Below are 15620 nucleotides of genomic sequence, written 5' to 3'. Positions count from 1 at the left end.
GCACGACTGAGCGTAGCGATGACGTGGTGCTTTCCGCACGACTGAGCGCAGCGATGACGTGGTGCTTTCCGCACGACTGAGCGCAGCGAAGGAGTGCCGAAAGTCAGTGAGACGAACGAAGTGAGTCTCACGCGACTTCCGGCACGACTGACCGGAGTGACGGAAACTCACGGCAGCCCCGACCGGTGCCGCGGCTATCGCTTGGAGGCAGAGAGCGAACAGTCGGCACCCGCGTCGGCGACGTCGTCGGAGTCAACCACCCCGAGATCGCCGTTATCCCCGCGTCGACGTGCCGAACAACCGCGGCCCGACGCGGGACAGTTTTCAGCGCACGCGGGGTGTGTCCCCGCCCTCATATATAAACGCTCGTCGCTGTCGTCGCCGCCGACGTCGACGACGATAACGACGCTATTCGTCGGTCATCCGGACGACTAAAATCGGTTTGTCGGTGTTCTCGACGACGCGCTCGGTGACGCTGCCGAGGTTCGCGAGTTTGTCCCGACCGGACCGACCGTGCGTCCCCATCACGACCAAGTCGACGCCGTTGTCGTCGGCGTACTCGAGGATTTCGCGGTACGGGATCCCGTCGCGAACGGCGGTCGTGAAGTCGACGCCCGCCTCGTCGGCCGCCTCGGCGATGCGCTCGACCGCCGACTGCGCGTCCGCTTTCATCGTCTCTTTCAGCTCCGCTTTCTGCTCGTCGCCCGCGGCGAGATAGAGCCGTCTGTCCATCACGGAAAGGGCGTGAATCGTCGCGTCCCGCGTCGAGGCGATGTCGAGCGCGTGTTCGAGCGCCTGCATCGTGCCGTCGCTGCCGTCGGTGGGAACGAGTACGTCGTCGTACATCACGGAGAGGCCTTCGTCCGGAACCCTCTTGAACGGTTTCCCGGCTCTCGGGAGCGGCCTCGATGGCGACGGCGACCCGCTCGACGCGGGGCGAGAAAAGACTTGCAAACGCTACTACTATTTCTCCGTCACACTAAGACCCGAGCGTGTGCACACTGACGCTGGCTTGGCGCGTCTTCGCCGACGCCCCCGTCGTCGTCGCCGCGAACCGCGACGAACTGCTGGACCGCGAGTCGGAAGCCCCCGCCGTTCGCGACGGAGATCCGAAGTTCGTCGCCCCGCGCGACCTCGAGGCGGGCGGGACGTGGATCGGCTACAACGAATCGGGCATATTCTGCGGCGTCACGAACCGCTGGGTCGACGTCCCCGGCGGCGGTGAGCGATCCCGCGGGCTGCTCGTGCGCGACGTGCTCGAAGCGGAGCGTGCCGACGAAGCCAGACGGGTCGTCGAATCCGCTGTCGAGGCCGACACCTACGATGGGTTCAACCTCGTCGTCGCCGAGCGCGGAGCGGCGGTTCGAGACGGCACGGGGACGGGGGAGAGCGGTCGGACGCCCCGAGCCTACCTCTTCGAGTGGGACGGCGAGCTTCGGGTCCGCGAGTTGGAACCGGGCGTTCACGTCGTCGTCAACGTCGGCGTCGACGGCGAGAACTTCGAGCCCGAGAGTGGTCCCGAACGGGGGGCCGAACAGGCGGAGAACGCAGAACGGGTTCGCGAGGCGTTAGCGCCGGGGACGACGGAGGGGCCCGAGTCGTGGCGCGACCGCGCGGCCGACGTCCTCGCGGATCACGACTACGGCGTCTGCGTGCACGACCCCGAGCGGCGGTTCGGGACTCGGTCGTCGTCGCTCGTGACGCTGTTCGCCGACGGGACGTCAGACTTTCAGTTCGCCGACGGCCCGCCGTGTGAGACGCCGTTCCGACCGGTCGAAGGTCACCTTTAAACGACTCGCGGGCATCGGAGCGAGTATGAGCGCAGGTGCCGCCGAAGCGGACCTCTCGGAGGACGAACACGAAGCACTGGAACTCATCCGAGAGACCGGAGGGATCCACCAGAGCGACTTCTGGAAGGAGCTCGACATCTCCTCCCGAAAGGGAAGTCGAATCGCCGAGAAACTCGCAGAACTCGGCCTCATCGAACGCGAGGAGACGGTGTACGACGGGCACAACACCTACCACCTCGAACCCGCTGCGCGCGACCTCGACTTCTCGCTTTTGATGGCGGGCGATATGCTCTCGCCATTCATCGGTGAAGAGGAGGTCAACCACAACAGCGACGCGTTCTCTCAGTGGTTGATGAACCTCGCCTATGAGGAGTACTGACTCCGAGTCGATTCCGAGTCGCTCCCAAGCCCTTCGAATCGGACGGCACTGACCCGGGTTGGACCGATCTGATATCACTCACAGCGGTCGCCTACGGCTCGTGGCCCACGCCGCTAAGAGAAACCCACAAGGGTTCGTCTATATTTTTTGAGTATCCCCCCGAATCGTAAGACCGGTTACCAGCGATACCGACCCGACAGATATGACCGACAACACCGACGATATCCGGCTTCGCCCTGCCCGTCCGGCCGACGCGGCCGCCGTGCGCGACATCTACGCGCCCTTCGTCCGCGACACTCCTGCGACGTTCCGCACCGAAGTCCCCCCCGTCGAACACATCGAAGACGAGATCCGCGAGAAGCGCGCGGACGACGGGTATCCGTGGTACGTCGCCGTCGACGAGCGAAGTGGGGAGGATCGAATCCTCGGCTACGCCTATGCTAGTCAGCTCCGCGGTCGTTGCGCCTACCGCTGGGCCGTCGAGACGTCGATCTACGTCGACCCCGACGCGCACCGCGGCGGGATCGGAACGCTCCTCTACGACCGTCTGTTGGACACGCTCCGCGAGCAGGGCTACTGCGGCGCGTACGCCGCCCTCGGAATGCCGAACCCCGAGAGCGAGGCGTTCCACGAGCGCTACGACTTCGAGCGGATCGGGACGTTCCCCGCCGCCGGGTTCAAACTCGGCGAGTGGCACGACGTCGTCTGGTACCACAGACGGCTGCGCGACCCCGAGGGCGAACCCGACGACCCGCGGCCGGTCTCTGCAGTCGACAGCGCGTTTGAGGCCGACGGCCCGGCCGAGGGGTAGCCCGTCACCCCGGCAAACCTCCGGAGAGTCGCCACGTTCAAGCGCTCCGGCCGAGTGGAGCCGACAACGATGACACGAAGCGTCTGGCTCAAAGCCGACGATGCGGTCGGCGACTGGGAGACACGGAAGCGACGGATCACGACCGGCCTCGAAGCGGGCGTCGACTGGGTGCTCGTCGACGAGGCCGACGTCGACCGCGTGCGATCGCTCGGCGACGTCTCGGTGGCCGCGTTCCGCAGGAACGCCGACAGCAGCCTCATCGACGACGTCGAGGCCGACGAGAGCGACGAGGAGCGAACGGCGGCCGACGCCTACATCGTCGGCAAGGACGGCGAGGGCGACGGCACCGTCGACCTGCCGGGTGACTTCTCTGGCTCGGCGGACCTGACGACGCTCCGCCGCGATGACGAGCGCGCGCAGGGCGCGTACGTCCGGATCCTCTCGAAAGAGTACGAGTCCTTCGCGGAGGAGGCCGCCACAGAGGCCGACTACACCATCGTCGTCGGCGAGGACTGGACGATCATCCCCCTCGAGAACCTCATCGCGCGCATCGGCGAGGAGACCGACCTCATCGCGGGCGTCACCAGCGCCGAAGAGGCAAAGACCGCCTTCGAGACGCTCGAAATCGGGTCCGACGGCGTTCTACTGGACTCCGACGATCCCGACGAGATCCGGCGGACAGTTGAGATCCGCGACGAGGCCGAGCGAGAGACCCTCGACCTCGAGTGGGCGACGGTCACGGCGGTCGAACGCACCGGGATGGCCGACCGCGTCTGCGTCGACACGGGGAACCTGCTGGAACACGACGAGGGAATGCTCGTCGGCAGTATGGGCCGCGGGCTGTTCTTCGTCCACGCCGAGACCGCGGAGTCGCCGTACGTCGCTTCCCGGCCGTTCCGCGTCAACGCCGGGGCGGTCCACGCCTACGTCCGAACGCCAGACGGCGGCACGAAGTACCTGTCAGAGCTCAAAAGCGGCGACGAGGTCCAGATCGTCGACGCCGACGGGAAGACCCGCGAGGCCGTCGTCGGCCGCGTGAAGATCGAGAAGCGACCGATGTTCCGCGTGGAGGCCGAGATCGGCGACGACCGCATCGAGACCCTGCTGCAGAACGCCGAGACGATCAAAGTCCCGACTCGCGACGGACGGAAGTCGGTCACCGACCTCGAAGCGGGCGATGAGGTGCGAGTATACTACGAGCAGACCGCGCGGCACTTCGGCGAGGCCGTCGAAGAGAGTATCATCGAGAAGTAGTCGGGGGGAGTCAGCGCGGTGTCGGCGACGCCGACGACACCGCCCGTACGAGTCGCTCTATTGCTCCGTTTCCGGATACTCCCACTCCAACTCGATCGTACACCACGGACAGAAGTCGATTTCGGGATCGAGCTCGCCCCCGCAGCTCGGGCACTGCGGCCCGTCGGACACCTGCGGTCCCCGCACGGCGAGTCGGTAAGCGTCGAACGTGCTGACCATCAGCAGTCCGAAGATCGGCGCGGTGACGGTCGGCGGCAACGAACCCGGATCGAGCGACGCCAGCGCCGCGAGGTCCGCGGTCGCCATCGTCGAGGCGTCGACGAACGCCCAGAGGAGCACAATCGCCGCGCCGATGACGAACGAGAACCACGCCGCGGCGCGACGCCAGCGACGCAGGTAGAGGTGTCCGGCACCGGCGACGCCGAGGCTCGCTCCGAGGACGGCGACGAGCGCCGTGATCATCGCACGACGGCGCGTTCCGGTCATATCCGGTGACGACGGCGTGGGGGTGTATAAATCTCTGGAATCGGATATCTCGTCCCAGAATCGGTGACGGCGGGTCAGAACGGCCGGATGGCGGGGAGAAATCCGAAACGCCCGCCGGGTGAGAACAGGCGTTACGCGAGGCCGATGCTCTCTTCGGCTTCGAGCAGTTCGTGATACCGGTTTCGGATCGTGACCTCGGAGATGTCCGCGACGTCGCTGACGGCCGCCTGCGTCGTCTTCTCGTTGGTGAGAAGCGCCGCGGCGTACACCGCAGCGGCGGCGAGGCCGACCGGCGACTTCCCGGAGTGGACGCCCTTCTCCTTGGCGTTCTTCAGGAGCTGGCGCGCGCGGAGCTTCGCCTCGTCGGAGAGGCCGAGTTCGGAGGCGAAGCGCGGGACGTACTGCTCGGGGTCGGCGGGCTTGACTTCCAGCGACAGTTCGCGGGCGATGTAGCGGTAGGTGCGCGCGACCTCGCTCTTGGGGACGCGCGAGACCTCCGAGATCTCGTCGAGCGAGCGCGGGACGCCGGCCATTCGCGCCGCGGCGTAAACGCAGGAGGTGGCGACGCCCTCGATGGAGCGGCCGGGGAGGAGGTCCTCGTCGAGCGCGCGGCGGTAGATGACCGAGGCGGTCTCGCGGACGTTCTCGGGGAGGCCGAGCGCGGAGGCCATCCGGTCGATCTCGCCGAGCGCCTGCTTGAGGTTGCGCTCCTTCGAGTCTCTCGTTCGAAAGCGCTCGTTCCACTTGCGGAGGCGCTGCATCTTCTGGCGCTGGTTCGACGACAGCGAGTTGCCGTAGGCGTCGCGGTCGCGCCAGTCGATGTTCGTCGACAGCCCCTTGTCGTGCATCGTGTTCGTCGTCGGCGCGCCGACGCGGGACTTCTGGTCCTTCTCTTTGGCGTCGAACGCGCGCCACTCCGGCCCGCGGTCGACGGAGTCCTCGGTGATCACGAGGCCGCAGTCGTCACAGATTGTCTCGCCGTGCTCGTCGTCGACGACGACGTTACCGCTGCATTCGGGGCACACCAGTTCCTCGTCGGCGGTCTCGGATTCGGTCTCGGTTTCTTCTTCCTCTTGGTCGGGTCGAACCCACCGCTGACCGGCCGAGGTTCCGCTTCGGTCGTTCGTTTGCGATTCGTCTCTCGTTCTCGCGTTCACGCGAGTATACGTACTCTTCTCGCTCATCGGTATAGCGACGAATGCTCCGTGCCACAGATACGGGTAAGAGAGGCCCGGAGCGGTCCGTATCATCCCCACCGACGGAGAATATAAAAGCGGTTCGGAATCGCTCGCGCGAAGAGGACGCACAGCCCCGATATGAGGCATCTTTCGAAAACAACCGTTAGGATTTATATATCGGGGCGAACGCTCCCGCCGACTCGAACGGATTCGCTTACACGGGGGACGAAATCGTACACACGCGACGAAGCCCAGTGATGCGCGACGACGGTCGTACGCGACGAACTCGTTCACACGCGAACTCGTTCACGCGTGGGACGAACTCCTCCACAACGCATTTTGTCGTCGCGAGCGCGGGTTCGTGTATGACTGTGGAGGGCGGGCGAACGGCAGCATCGGTCGGGGAACGCTCGGCGGCCGAGACGACGGTCGTCTCGCTGGCTCCCAGCGCGACGGCGACGTTGGCTGCGCTGGGCGCGGGGGAGCGCATCGAGGGCGTAACCGCCCACTGCGCGCTCGACCGCCCGGTCGTCGGCGGGTGGTTGAACCCCGACTACGACCGGCTGGCGGACCTCGGCCCCGACCTCGTCTGCACGGCGGATGGCCTTCAGGCGGAGATACGCGACGACCTCCGCGATCGCGGCTACGACGTCTGCCACGTCGAGCCCGACACCCTCGACGCTGTCATCGATTCCTTCGAGACGCTCGGCGACGCGGTCGGCCTCCGGGAGGCCGGGTCGGCCCTCGCGGTCGACGCCCGCGAGCGGATTGACGCGGTCCGCCGCCGCGTCGAGGCAGCGGTAGAAACCGACGGCCGCGAGCGTCCCGTCGTCTACTGTGAGGAGTGGGGCGACCCACCGATGGCCGCCGGAAACTGGGTCCCCGACGCGGTCGCCGCCGCGGGCGGGCGGTACCCGTTCTGCGAGCCCGGGGCGCGCTCACGAGAAGTCACCCGCGAGCGCGTCGAGCGAGCGGATCCAGACCACGTCGTCGTCCACCACTGCGGGCGCGGCGACCGTGTCGATTCCGACCTCCTGACCGAGCGCGGCTGGGAGCTGGACGCCTCGATCCACGTCCTCGACGACGACCTCCTGAATCAGCCGAGTCCCGCGCTCGGCGACGGGATCGAGACGCTCGCGGCGCTGTTGTACGGCGACGGATAGCGTCGCTCAGACGAGTACTAATGACGAGCGCACCGGCATCCGGAAGCGACACACGTTTGCATCGCGCTGTACACGCACAGGTATGCAGATCGCAGTGGGAAGCGGCAACCCGGTCAAGCGCGAGGCGACCGCGCGCGTCTTCGCCGAGTCGACGGTGATCGCCGAGTCGGTTCCGTCGGGCGTCGCCGAGCAACCGATGGGCCACGAGGAGACGAAAACGGGCGCACGGAACCGAGCGGATGCGGCGCTAGGTGCCGACGCCTACGACCTCGGCGTCGGTATCGAGGGCGGCGTGGCGACGTTCGGCGGGTCGGGGGTCGCCGACGCCGACGACCTGTTCCTCGTGATGTGGGCCGCCGTCACCGACGGAAAGCGCTGGGGCGTCGGCGCGGGTCCGAGCCTTCTCCTCCCGGATTCGATCGCGGCGCGAGTCCGAACGGGCGAGGAGTTGGGACCGGTGATGGACGACGTCCTCGGCGAGTCGAACGTCGCGAAAAAGCAGGGCGCGGCCGGGGCGTTCACCAGCGGGTTGATGAGTCGCACCGACGCGCTCGACGCCGCGGTGACCGCGGCCGCATCGCCGTTTCTCAGCGAGTTGTACTGAACGCGGTCAGCGGCTCAGTCGGGTGTGACTGGAGCTAGTCGAGCTTGGCGGGCTCTTTCGCTTCCTCGCGCACGTCTCGTGTCTCCTCGACCGCGGTCGTCAGCGAGACGTTGAGTCCGAGCATCGACCCGTACCCGCCGACGACGGTGACGATGTTCTTCACCGCGTGATCGAGGACGGCCGCACCGAGCGCGAGTTCCGGTCCCAACGGCGTCAGCGCGACGACGAGGAGCGTGAACGCGCCCTCGTAGAGACCGACGCCGCCGGGTGACAGCGGAAGCACCTTCGCGAGGTTGCCGACGCTGACGGCGAAGAAGCTCACTGCGACCAGTTCGACGACCGGCAGTCCCGGTGAAAACGCTGCGAGGACGAACAGCGCGGTCACGACGTCGAGCGTCCAGATGAGGACGCTCGTCGCGCCGACGCGGGCGAACCCCTCGCGCGTGCCGGCCACCGTCTGGAGGTCGCCGACGAAGCGACCGATGATCCCGGCGACGAAGTCCGCGTACGAATCCGTGCTGATTCGGTGCATAAACGCCGTGACGAGATCCCGGTCGCTCCGAGCGGAGAGCGCGATGACGCCGACCGCGCCGAGAGCGGCGAGACTGACGGCGACTGCGACGACGACGGCCACGCGACCGGCACCGTCGGCACCGACGATCGTCTCCGCGAGCTGGGCCGTCTGCCCGGTCACCGTATAGCCGATGAGGACGACGCCGGCCATCGCGGCGATGGTGAGCAGGTCGAACACCCGTTCGGCGGCGAGCGACGCGAACCCGGAGGGATACGGGATGTCGCGCCGCGCTTTGACCACGTAGGCGCGGATCAGGTCGCCGGCCCGCGCCGGGAAGACGAGATTCCCGGTCTGGCTGATAAACACCGCGCCGGTCAGGAAGCCGACCCGCTCGCGGAATCCGAGTTCCGAGAGGATGTCGCGGTAGCGGAGTCCGCGGAGCGGCCACGAGAGGATGTACACGAAGACGCCCGCGGCGACGAGCACCGGGTCGGCATCGCCCATCTCCGAGAGCACCGCGCCGAAATCGATGTACTGCGTCATCAGGACGAGCGCCAGAACGGCTAATCCGGCTCCGGCGACCATCCCGACGCGACGCGACAGACGCGGGCGCACCGACAGCTGCCACCACGTCCGGAGGATCTGACTCCCCATCCCGAGCACGTCGCGGACGAGGTCGACTTTCGTGTCGCCCTTCGGCGTCCAATCGACGGGGAACTCCGCCACCTCGAAACCGCGTCGCTGCGCCCGGACGAGCATCTCGGTGTCCCAGAACCAGTGTTCGTCCTCGACGTCCTCCCGCAGCGTCTCGAACGCCTCGCGGCTGAACGCCTTGAATCCGCACTGGTGGTCTCTCAGGTCCGAGCCGAGGAACGTGCGCACGAGTCCGTTGTACGCGCGGCTCGGAATCCCTCGCTTCGCCGGTCTGTCTGCGACGTTCTCGGACATCCACCGCGAACCGGTTGCGACGTCGGCCTCGCCGGATCGGATCCGTTCGACGAGCTCTTCGAGGTGCCGCATATCGGTCGCTAGATCCGTGTCGAAGTAGACGAGCACGTCGCCGTGGGCGGCCTCGAACGCCCGTTCGAGCGCGCCGCCGCGCCCGAGACGCTCGTCGCTGTGGACGTGTCGGACGCGGTCGTCCATATCGGCCAAGCGGTCGGCGATCTCGGGCGTCCGGTCGTCGCAGCCGTCTTCGGCGACGATCACCTCGAACGTCCCGGGGTCGAGAAACGCCGCGAGCGTCCGGAGCGTCGTCTCCACGGTCGCCTCGATGGTCGCCTCCTCGTTGTACGCGGGGAGGACGACGCTCACGGCCGTAGACGCACACGAGGGCTGGCCATCCGGCGTCGGTGATCGGCCGTTCTCCGGGTCCCCGGGCTCCGAAGTCGTCTCGTGCGCCGCTTCGCGTCGGGGACCAGTCATTAGGCGTATCTGACGCATCGGACGGTATGAACTTTCTGTCTCGTTTATTGGCGCTTTCTCGGACGGCTACCGTTTTCGATCCGACCACCTCGCGTTAGGCGACCGTACCCCCAGCCGCGTTCAGGGTTGACGATCTCTCGGGGGAACCCCCGGAGAACGCATCACTGCGCGGTGTTAACTTCCCGTACCAAACCGCTCTTAGGTCGATCTCCCGTGACGGGATGTATGAGCGCGACCGCCACCGCGACGACCGCACCGAACCTCAGCGAGAAGCAGCGCCGAATCCTGCAGTACCTCCGGTCGAACGTCGACGATCGGACCTACTTCAAATCGCGGCTGATCGCCGAGGACCTCGGCCTCTCGGCGAAGGAGGTCGGCGCGAATATGCGCGCGCTTCTCGACGGCGACATCGGCCTCAGCGTCGAGAAGTGGGGCTACTCCTCGGGGACGACGTGGAAAGTGACGCGATGACATCCTCCCCGCCGTGAACGGCGGGGTAGTTCGCGGACCCCGACGACGGAGGCGACGAACAGCAGGCGTTATCCGTCGCGGAGTGTGACTGTTTTGCGTTAATGGACGATCCGACCCCGACAAACCGTCGACGATTCCTCGAGGGCGTGAGCGTTGGCGGCGCGACCCTTCTCGCCGGCTGTACAGACCAACTCGATGTCGGTAGCGAGGGCGGCGACGCTAACGAGCAAGTGACTGCGGGATCTGACGGGAGCACCGCGAGTGTCGCGGCCATCGTCGCGGTCGATCAGGCCGCATTGCAGGAAGAACAGGCGGAGTTACAGGAGGAGTTCCGGAACGGGAATCTCACGCAGGAGGAGGCCCGCGAGGAGCTCTCGACGCTGCAGGAGGAGTACGTCGGCGAGGCGATAACGAACCTCACCGGGACGGTCGAAGAGACCGAGGGCGTGTCTGTCGACGACGAGTACCGCTCGCTGGGGGCGGTGACGGTCAGCGGGAACGCGCGAGCGGTTCTGCGCATCCTCGACGCGGAGTCGGTGAGCGCGTTGGTCTCGAAGGCCGATCTCGACGCGCAGATGCAGTCGACGCAGGAAACGGCCAACTGAGCGGGAGTATCGTACCTGTCTATCGATTCTCGCCACACCGTCCGGCGGGGACGCTAGCGGACGTACGAGAATCCCGATGGCGTTCCTCGTTCGGCGATCAGGGATCGTATCGAACGAGCGAATCGGCGTCTGCGGCCAGCGAAACGGCCTCGGGGCCGAACGAGTCGGCGTACCTGACGACGAGCGTGAGCACCGTCTCCGGCCGTTCGACCGCGTACGCGTCGTCTCTGGAGAGGAGTCCGGCCTCGTCGAGTTCGCGGGCGTAGCCGCTCACCGTCGCCCGCGACACGTCGAGTCGGTCCGCGAGCGTCGACCCCGACGTTCCCGGGTCGCGGAGGAGTTCGATCAACATCCCGCGCGGGGTTCGACGGCGGAGGTACCCGAGCGCGGTTTTCTCGAACGCCGAGAACCGATCGGCGGCGAAAAAGCGCTTGTAGTCGCCGTCGCGAGAGAACACGAGCACCCCGCCGTCGACGAGTCGCCCGAGATGATGCTGCGTCTCGCCCGTTCCGAGGCCGAGGTCGTCGCGGATCTTCGAGAAGTGCGCACCGGGCGTGGAGGTGACGTAGCCGACGATCGCGTCACGAGCGTCGCTCGTCGTGTCGGTATCGGCCGCGGCGCTCCCGCTCGCACCGAGTCCCGCGAGCGGCGACGCCGCCCCCAGCGCCGCGAAGCGCCTGAGCGTTGCCCGCTTCTCCTCGTCGATCCTGCGATCCCCCATCTGTTACGTTTCGGTAAACGGCCGATTCAGTCAAAAGCGCTTCGTTCGGGTCAGTTTCGGGGGTGGTCGACGCTGTGCGTCGAACGCGAGAGAAACCGGTTTGTGCCGCGGCGGCTGTCGTGCTACTCTTTCTCGGTTTCGACCGCGGGGTCGGCCTCTCCGGCGTCTTCGCTCTCGACTTCCTCGCTCGCGGCGTCGTTGCTCTCGGCGGAGTCGTTCGGCGGGACATCGTCCGTCGCGTCGCCGACGACGTCGTCGGGGTCTTTGATCGTCGATTCGTCGGCCGCGTCGGCCTCGGCGACGACCTCCTCTGGGCTCCTGATGTCGGTGCCGCCGCCCTGCTTGATCGCTTCCGCTTCCTGTTCGAGCTCCTCGACGTCCATCTCGGTGGCCGCGTCGATCTGCCCGAGGATCTCCTCGATGTCGTCGAGGCCGAGCAGCTCCCGGGTCTCGGAGTCGAATTCGAGACTGTCCAGACCGGCGGACTCCTGCACGTCCGAGTCCGTCAACTGCCGCCCGTAGCGGCCGAGGAGGCTCGTGAGCTCCTGCGGGAGGACGAACGTCGTCGACTCGCCCTGCCCGATGGCTTCGAGGCTCTCCATCCCCTTCTCGATGATCGCGCGCTCGCCCATCGATTCGGCGGACTTCGCGCGCAACACCGTCGAGATGGCGTCACCCTGGGCTTCGAGGATCTGACTCTGCTTTTCGCCCTGCGCGCGGATGATGTTCGACTGCTTTTCACCCTCGGCCTGCTCGACCGCGGAGCGGCGTTCACCCTGGGCTTCGAGGATCATCGCGCGGCGGCGACGCTCGGCGGACGTCTGCTGCTCCATCGCCTGCTGGACGTCTTGGGAGGGGTTGACCTCGCGGACCTCGACGCTCTCGACGCGGACGCCCCACTCGTCGGTCGGCTCGTCGAGTTCGCGGCGGATCCGCCCGTTGATCTCTTGGCGCTTGTTGAGCGTGTCGTCGAGCTCCATGTCGCCGATGACCGCGCGCAGCGTCGTCTGTGCGAGGTTCGAGACGGCCCGCTTGTAGTCGTCGACCTCGAGGAACGCCTTCTTGGCGTCCATCACCTTGATGTAGACGACCGCGTCGGCGGTGACCGGGGAGTTGTCGCGCGTGATCGCCTCCTGTCGCGGGACGTCGAGCGTCTGCGTCCGCATATCGAAGGCGTACGTCCGCGAGACGAACGGCGGGATGAAGCTGATACCCGGTTCCAGCAGTTTGCGGTACTCGCCGAACACCGTCAGCGCCTTCTTCTCGTAGGCGTCGACGATCTCGACCATCTGATAGACGGTGACGATCGCGAGGAGGAGAACCAGTATCCCGATCGTCGGGATACCGATACCTGCCTGTAGCGATATGGGACCAAGTGCCATATTCGGCCTTAGTGTGTCGCTCTCATAAGGGTTGGCCCCTATACGAAGAGTGTTGTTCAGATATTGAGGAGACACCGGGTACTGTGGGAGAGATGCCCTCGGAAGCCCCCGCGCGCTCGTCGTCGGCGGCGCTAAGCGCCGACTGCCAGAGGAATCCGGATTCCTCGCTGTCTGCGACTCGCTGCGCGCGTTCGCTCCGCTCACGTGCTTACTTCGTCTCGGCTGACGAGCGCGCGACCCCTTCCAGTCCCACCCGGAGCAGAATCCAGTCAGTAATCGAGTGACAACCTACGGCCTACGTTGAGTGCGGTTGCCCGGGTTTGGCTCCCGACTACGCTCGCTCGGTCTCGGTTTCGACGTCCTCGTCTCGGCCACTGTCGTTGGGGTCGATATCGGTCCCGTCGCCGGTAGCGTCGGTCTCGTCGTCGGTAGCGTCGGTCTCGCTGTCTTCCGTCGTCGACTCCGGTCCATCGCCCGCGGCCTCGCTGTCGTCGACCTCCTCCTCGGTACGTCCCCGCGCGAGCTCGCGGTCGATCTCGTCGTAGTTCGTCGACAGAGACTCGACGGTCACGACGTTGCCGCCGCCGGGGTCGATGACGACGATCTCGGTTCCGACGTCGATCTCGCCGTCGACCGAGCGGGCGGCGTAGAGGGGATTGAACCCGCCGTCGTCGAGTTTGACCTCGCCCGCCGTCGGCGTGACGCGCTCTGTAACCCGCCCGGTGCGACCGCGAAGGCTCGTCGAGTCGCTGGTCTGTCCGGCTCCCTTTCCGCCGTAGAAGTCGAACTCGCGGTAGCCGTAGAGCGCGATCGCGCCGAAGACGAGGACGAGGACACCGAGGACGACCGGCGACGCCAGCGGACCGAGAATCAGGCCGACCAGTCCCGCGGCGAGCAGCGCGACCCCGAGGACGACGAAGTGCGCCCCCGGCGCGAGCGCTTCGAGGACGCTCAGTCCCAGCCCGGCGGCGACGAGCAGCAGCGGCAGCGTCTCCGGCGGAATCGAGAGCTGCAGGGCGACCGGGAGGAGTCCGTCGATCATACGCGAGGTTAGGCTGGCGGCGGATTAAGCGTTGTCACGCATCCCCGTCCGAGACGGCCCCACCAGACCGGAGAGCGGCCCTCGGAAGTTCGAGAAAGACGCGCGTCCCGCGCTCGGAGACGTCGAATTCGACGCCTCCGCCGAGCGCGTCGACACCCCACGTGACGATCCACAGCCCGAGGCCGCTGCCGTGTTCGAGCGCCGTCTCCTCGGTGTCGTCGAGAACGGCGAGTTCGTGTTTCGGGATTCCCGGGCCGTCGTCGCCGACTTCGACGGTCAGAGACGGTCCGTCGGAGGCCGAATCGACAGCCCGAACAGTCGCTGTCGGCGACGCCGAGTCGGCGTGTTCGAGCGCGTTTTCGAGGACGTTCCGAAACACGACGTCGACGAGCGGTCGAGTCCCGCGCACCGCGGCGGATTCGGGGACGTCGATGTCGACGCTCGCGTTCGGATACGTCGCCGCAAGCTCCTCACGGATCGTCTCCAACAGCGGCCGCAACGCGACGGCTTCCGTCGCGGCGTCAGCCCGTAGCGCCTGTTCGATCTGCCGCGCCTTCTCGCCGAGTTCGACGACGCCCGCGGTGTTCTCCGCGGCGGTCCGAATCATCTCCGTCGTCTCGGCGTCTTCCGTCCGATCCGCCGCGATGTCCAAGTACCCTTGGACGACGTTGAGATCGTTCCGGAGGTTGTGTCTGAGCACGCGATTGAGCACCGCGAGCCGTTGCTCGCGCTGTCGCTCCTCGGTGATGTCCTGACAGACGACGGTGTCGCCGACGGACGTTCCGGTGGCATCGGTTAGTGGGGCCGTCGTAACCGCGTACGTCCGGTTTCGTCCGTCTAGCTGGCGTGACAACGTCTGTTTGCCACCGGCCGGATCGATCTCCGGGAGGACCTCCTCGAAGCGCCGTCCGAGCAGGTCGCCGATTTTCACGTCCACGAGTCGAGCGGCCTCGTCGTTGCATTCGATGATCCGGCCGCCGCTGTCGACGATGATGACGGGTGAGCCGAGGTTCTCGATGGCGGCGCGGTCGGCCGTTCGACGCGCCGCTGGAACCATCTCGAACATCTCCCGCGAGAAGAAGGCGTACATATCGAACGCCAAGTGAATCGGGAACACGAGCGGGGTGAGATTCAGCGGGGGCGTCGCGCCGACTTCCGCCAACCAGAGGAGAAACGGGACCCCCGGGAAGATCGGCGAAACCGCGATGGCGGCCGCTTGCGATCGGTACAGCGGGCCGTAGCTGAAGACCGTATCCGCGAGGAGAAACGAGCCGACGGCGATCATCAATATGAATCCCGCGGCGTTCACGAACAGCCACGGCTGGTGCGCGTAGACGACTGTGGCCGCGCCGAGCGTCGGCTCGATCCGGTATCCGCTCCACGCGATGTGGTGCAGCGAGTTCGTGATGACGACGAGCGTGTGCAACACCTGTAGGCCGACGACGCCGGCCATCGCCTTCGAACGGAGGACGTTCTGGCGGCCGGTGTACTCCAGCGCAAACGCGAGAAAGAGCACCCCGATGAAATTGATACTGAACCAGATCGGGATCTCGAACAGCTCTCGGAGAGCGGGATCGAACACAAAGAGTGCGACGCCGTACGACAGCGCCCACAGCGCCTCACAGGCGATCGTCGCGATGAAGAACCGACCGCCCAAGCGGTTCCGGTACGGCCAGAGATACCACATAAATCCCAGCGAGATCACCCCCGAGAGCAAGGAGACAGCCGCCAACCACGGGAACGAGGAGAACACGGACGTCACTCAGGAAGGACGTGGCCGGTATAAAATTACGGA

The 15620-nt window shown here is 66.5% G+C and carries 16 protein-coding genes; 8 read left to right on the top strand and 8 right to left on the bottom strand.

Annotated elements, in window-relative coordinates; genetic code table 11:
* Positions 1-408: 408 nt before the first annotated feature.
* Positions 409-846, bottom strand: coding sequence for a universal stress protein (locus U5919_RS03875; RefSeq protein ID WP_336022257.1), 438 nt, complete (start codon positions 844-846; stop codon positions 409-411).
* A gap of 146 nt (positions 847-992) precedes the next feature.
* On the opposite strand from U5919_RS03875, the gene U5919_RS03870 reads away from it, so the two are divergent.
* The 4 genes from U5919_RS03870 to U5919_RS03855 all read left to right on the top strand — a co-directional run bounded on the left by U5919_RS03870 (position 993) and on the right by U5919_RS03855 (position 4234).
* Positions 993-1790, top strand: a complete 798-nt coding sequence (locus U5919_RS03870; protein WP_336022254.1) for an NRDE family protein — start codon at positions 993-995, stop codon at positions 1788-1790.
* A 25-nt stretch (positions 1791-1815) separates the two neighbouring features.
* Positions 1816-2169 (top strand): helix-turn-helix transcriptional regulator, encoded by a 354-nt coding sequence (locus tag U5919_RS03865; protein ID WP_336022251.1) that lies wholly within the window; start codon positions 1816-1818, stop codon positions 2167-2169.
* A gap of 202 nt (positions 2170-2371) precedes the next feature.
* A complete protein-coding gene (locus U5919_RS03860; protein WP_336022248.1) occupies positions 2372-2980 on the top strand; it encodes a GNAT family N-acetyltransferase in 609 nt (202 codons plus the stop codon).
* A gap of 69 nt (positions 2981-3049) precedes the next feature.
* Entirely contained in the window at positions 3050-4234 is a 1185-nt protein-coding gene (locus tag U5919_RS03855) for a 3-dehydroquinate synthase II (RefSeq protein WP_336022245.1), read from the top strand.
* Positions 4235-4291: 57 nt separating this feature from the next.
* Here U5919_RS03855 and U5919_RS03850 read toward each other — a convergent pair whose 3' ends face one another.
* Both U5919_RS03850 and U5919_RS03845 read right to left on the bottom strand, forming a co-directional pair.
* Positions 4292-4720, bottom strand: a complete 429-nt coding sequence (locus tag U5919_RS03850; RefSeq protein WP_336022243.1) for a DUF7575 domain-containing protein — start codon at positions 4718-4720, stop codon at positions 4292-4294.
* A gap of 131 nt (positions 4721-4851) precedes the next feature.
* Positions 4852-5904 carry a transcription initiation factor IIB gene (locus tag U5919_RS03845; protein ID WP_336022241.1) on the bottom strand — a complete coding sequence of 351 codons (1053 nt, stop codon included), beginning with the start codon at positions 5902-5904 and terminating at the stop codon, positions 4852-4854.
* A gap of 359 nt (positions 5905-6263) precedes the next feature.
* On the opposite strand from U5919_RS03845, the gene U5919_RS03840 reads away from it, so the two are divergent.
* Both U5919_RS03840 and yjjX read left to right on the top strand, forming a co-directional pair.
* Positions 6264-7061 carry a helical backbone metal receptor gene (locus tag U5919_RS03840; RefSeq protein ID WP_336022239.1) on the top strand — a complete coding sequence of 266 codons (798 nt, stop codon included), beginning with the start codon at positions 6264-6266 and terminating at the stop codon, positions 7059-7061.
* An 82-nt stretch (positions 7062-7143) separates the two neighbouring features.
* Positions 7144-7665, top strand: a complete 522-nt coding sequence (gene yjjX / locus U5919_RS03835) for an inosine/xanthosine triphosphatase (protein ID WP_336022237.1) — start codon at positions 7144-7146, stop codon at positions 7663-7665.
* Positions 7666-7699: 34 nt separating this feature from the next.
* Here yjjX and U5919_RS03830 read toward each other — a convergent pair whose 3' ends face one another.
* Positions 7700-9604 (bottom strand): flippase-like domain-containing protein, encoded by a 1905-nt coding sequence (locus U5919_RS03830; RefSeq protein WP_336022235.1) that lies wholly within the window; start codon positions 9602-9604, stop codon positions 7700-7702.
* Positions 9605-9829: 225 nt separating this feature from the next.
* On the opposite strand from U5919_RS03830, the gene U5919_RS03825 reads away from it, so the two are divergent.
* A complete protein-coding gene (locus U5919_RS03825) occupies positions 9830-10075 on the top strand; it encodes a DUF7123 family protein (protein ID WP_336022233.1) in 246 nt (81 codons plus the stop codon).
* 101 nt (positions 10076-10176) lie between these two features.
* Entirely contained in the window at positions 10177-10680 is a 504-nt protein-coding gene (locus U5919_RS03820; protein ID WP_336022232.1) for a hypothetical protein, read from the top strand.
* A 97-nt stretch (positions 10681-10777) separates the two neighbouring features.
* On the opposite strand, the gene U5919_RS03815 is transcribed toward U5919_RS03820, so the two are convergent.
* From U5919_RS03815 to U5919_RS03800, 4 genes are all read right to left on the bottom strand, one after another.
* The gene (locus U5919_RS03815) at positions 10778-11401 is read right to left on the bottom strand and encodes a winged helix-turn-helix transcriptional regulator (protein ID WP_336022229.1); all 624 of its coding nucleotides are present in this window, start codon (positions 11399-11401) and stop codon (positions 10778-10780) included.
* Between the two features lie 122 nt (positions 11402-11523).
* A complete protein-coding gene (locus U5919_RS03810; RefSeq protein WP_336022228.1) occupies positions 11524-12783 on the bottom strand; it encodes an SPFH domain-containing protein in 1260 nt (419 codons plus the stop codon).
* Positions 12784-13114: 331 nt separating this feature from the next.
* The gene (locus U5919_RS03805; protein ID WP_336022227.1) at positions 13115-13825 is read right to left on the bottom strand and encodes an NfeD family protein; all 711 of its coding nucleotides are present in this window, start codon (positions 13823-13825) and stop codon (positions 13115-13117) included.
* Between the two features lie 34 nt (positions 13826-13859).
* Positions 13860-15578: a histidine kinase N-terminal 7TM domain-containing protein gene (locus U5919_RS03800; protein ID WP_336022226.1), complete on the bottom strand. Its 1719-nt coding sequence runs from the start codon at positions 15576-15578 to the stop codon at positions 13860-13862.
* Positions 15579-15620 lie beyond the last annotated feature (42 nt).

Source organism: Halobellus sp. LT62 (assembly GCF_037031285.1).
In the GTDB taxonomy this organism is placed as follows: domain Archaea; phylum Halobacteriota; class Halobacteria; order Halobacteriales; family Haloferacaceae; genus Haloquadratum; species Haloquadratum salinisoli.
The sequence above is the reverse complement of the archived record's forward strand: the minus strand, read 5'-3'. Positions and strand labels throughout refer to the sequence as shown.

Excerpts from the sequence above, each read along its gene's own strand:
- U5919_RS03875 (WP_336022257.1), bottom strand. The coding sequence starts at position 846 with ATGTACGACGACGTACTCGTTCCCACCGACGGCAGCGACGGCACGATG.
- U5919_RS03865 (WP_336022251.1), top strand. The coding sequence starts at position 1,816 with ATGAGCGCAGGTGCCGCCGAAGCGGACCTCTCGGAGGACGAACACGAA.
- U5919_RS03860 (WP_336022248.1), top strand. The coding sequence starts at position 2,372 with ATGACCGACAACACCGACGATATCCGGCTTCGCCCTGCCCGTCCGGCC.
- U5919_RS03855 (WP_336022245.1), top strand. The coding sequence starts at position 3,050 with ATGACACGAAGCGTCTGGCTCAAAGCCGACGATGCGGTCGGCGACTGG.
- U5919_RS03850 (WP_336022243.1), bottom strand. The coding sequence starts at position 4,720 with ATGACCGGAACGCGCCGTCGTGCGATGATCACGGCGCTCGTCGCCGTC.
- U5919_RS03845 (WP_336022241.1), bottom strand. The coding sequence starts at position 5,904 with ATGAGCGAGAAGAGTACGTATACTCGCGTGAACGCGAGAACGAGAGAC.
- U5919_RS03840 (WP_336022239.1), top strand. The coding sequence starts at position 6,264 with ATGACTGTGGAGGGCGGGCGAACGGCAGCATCGGTCGGGGAACGCTCG.
- yjjX (WP_336022237.1), top strand. The coding sequence starts at position 7,144 with ATGCAGATCGCAGTGGGAAGCGGCAACCCGGTCAAGCGCGAGGCGACC.
- U5919_RS03830 (WP_336022235.1), bottom strand. The coding sequence starts at position 9,604 with ATGACTGGTCCCCGACGCGAAGCGGCGCACGAGACGACTTCGGAGCCC.
- U5919_RS03825 (WP_336022233.1), top strand. The coding sequence starts at position 9,830 with ATGAGCGCGACCGCCACCGCGACGACCGCACCGAACCTCAGCGAGAAG.
- U5919_RS03820 (WP_336022232.1), top strand. The coding sequence starts at position 10,177 with ATGGACGATCCGACCCCGACAAACCGTCGACGATTCCTCGAGGGCGTG.
- U5919_RS03815 (WP_336022229.1), bottom strand. The coding sequence starts at position 11,401 with ATGGGGGATCGCAGGATCGACGAGGAGAAGCGGGCAACGCTCAGGCGC.
- U5919_RS03810 (WP_336022228.1), bottom strand. The coding sequence starts at position 12,783 with ATGGCACTTGGTCCCATATCGCTACAGGCAGGTATCGGTATCCCGACG.
- U5919_RS03805 (WP_336022227.1), bottom strand. The coding sequence starts at position 13,825 with ATGATCGACGGACTCCTCCCGGTCGCCCTGCAGCTCTCGATTCCGCCG.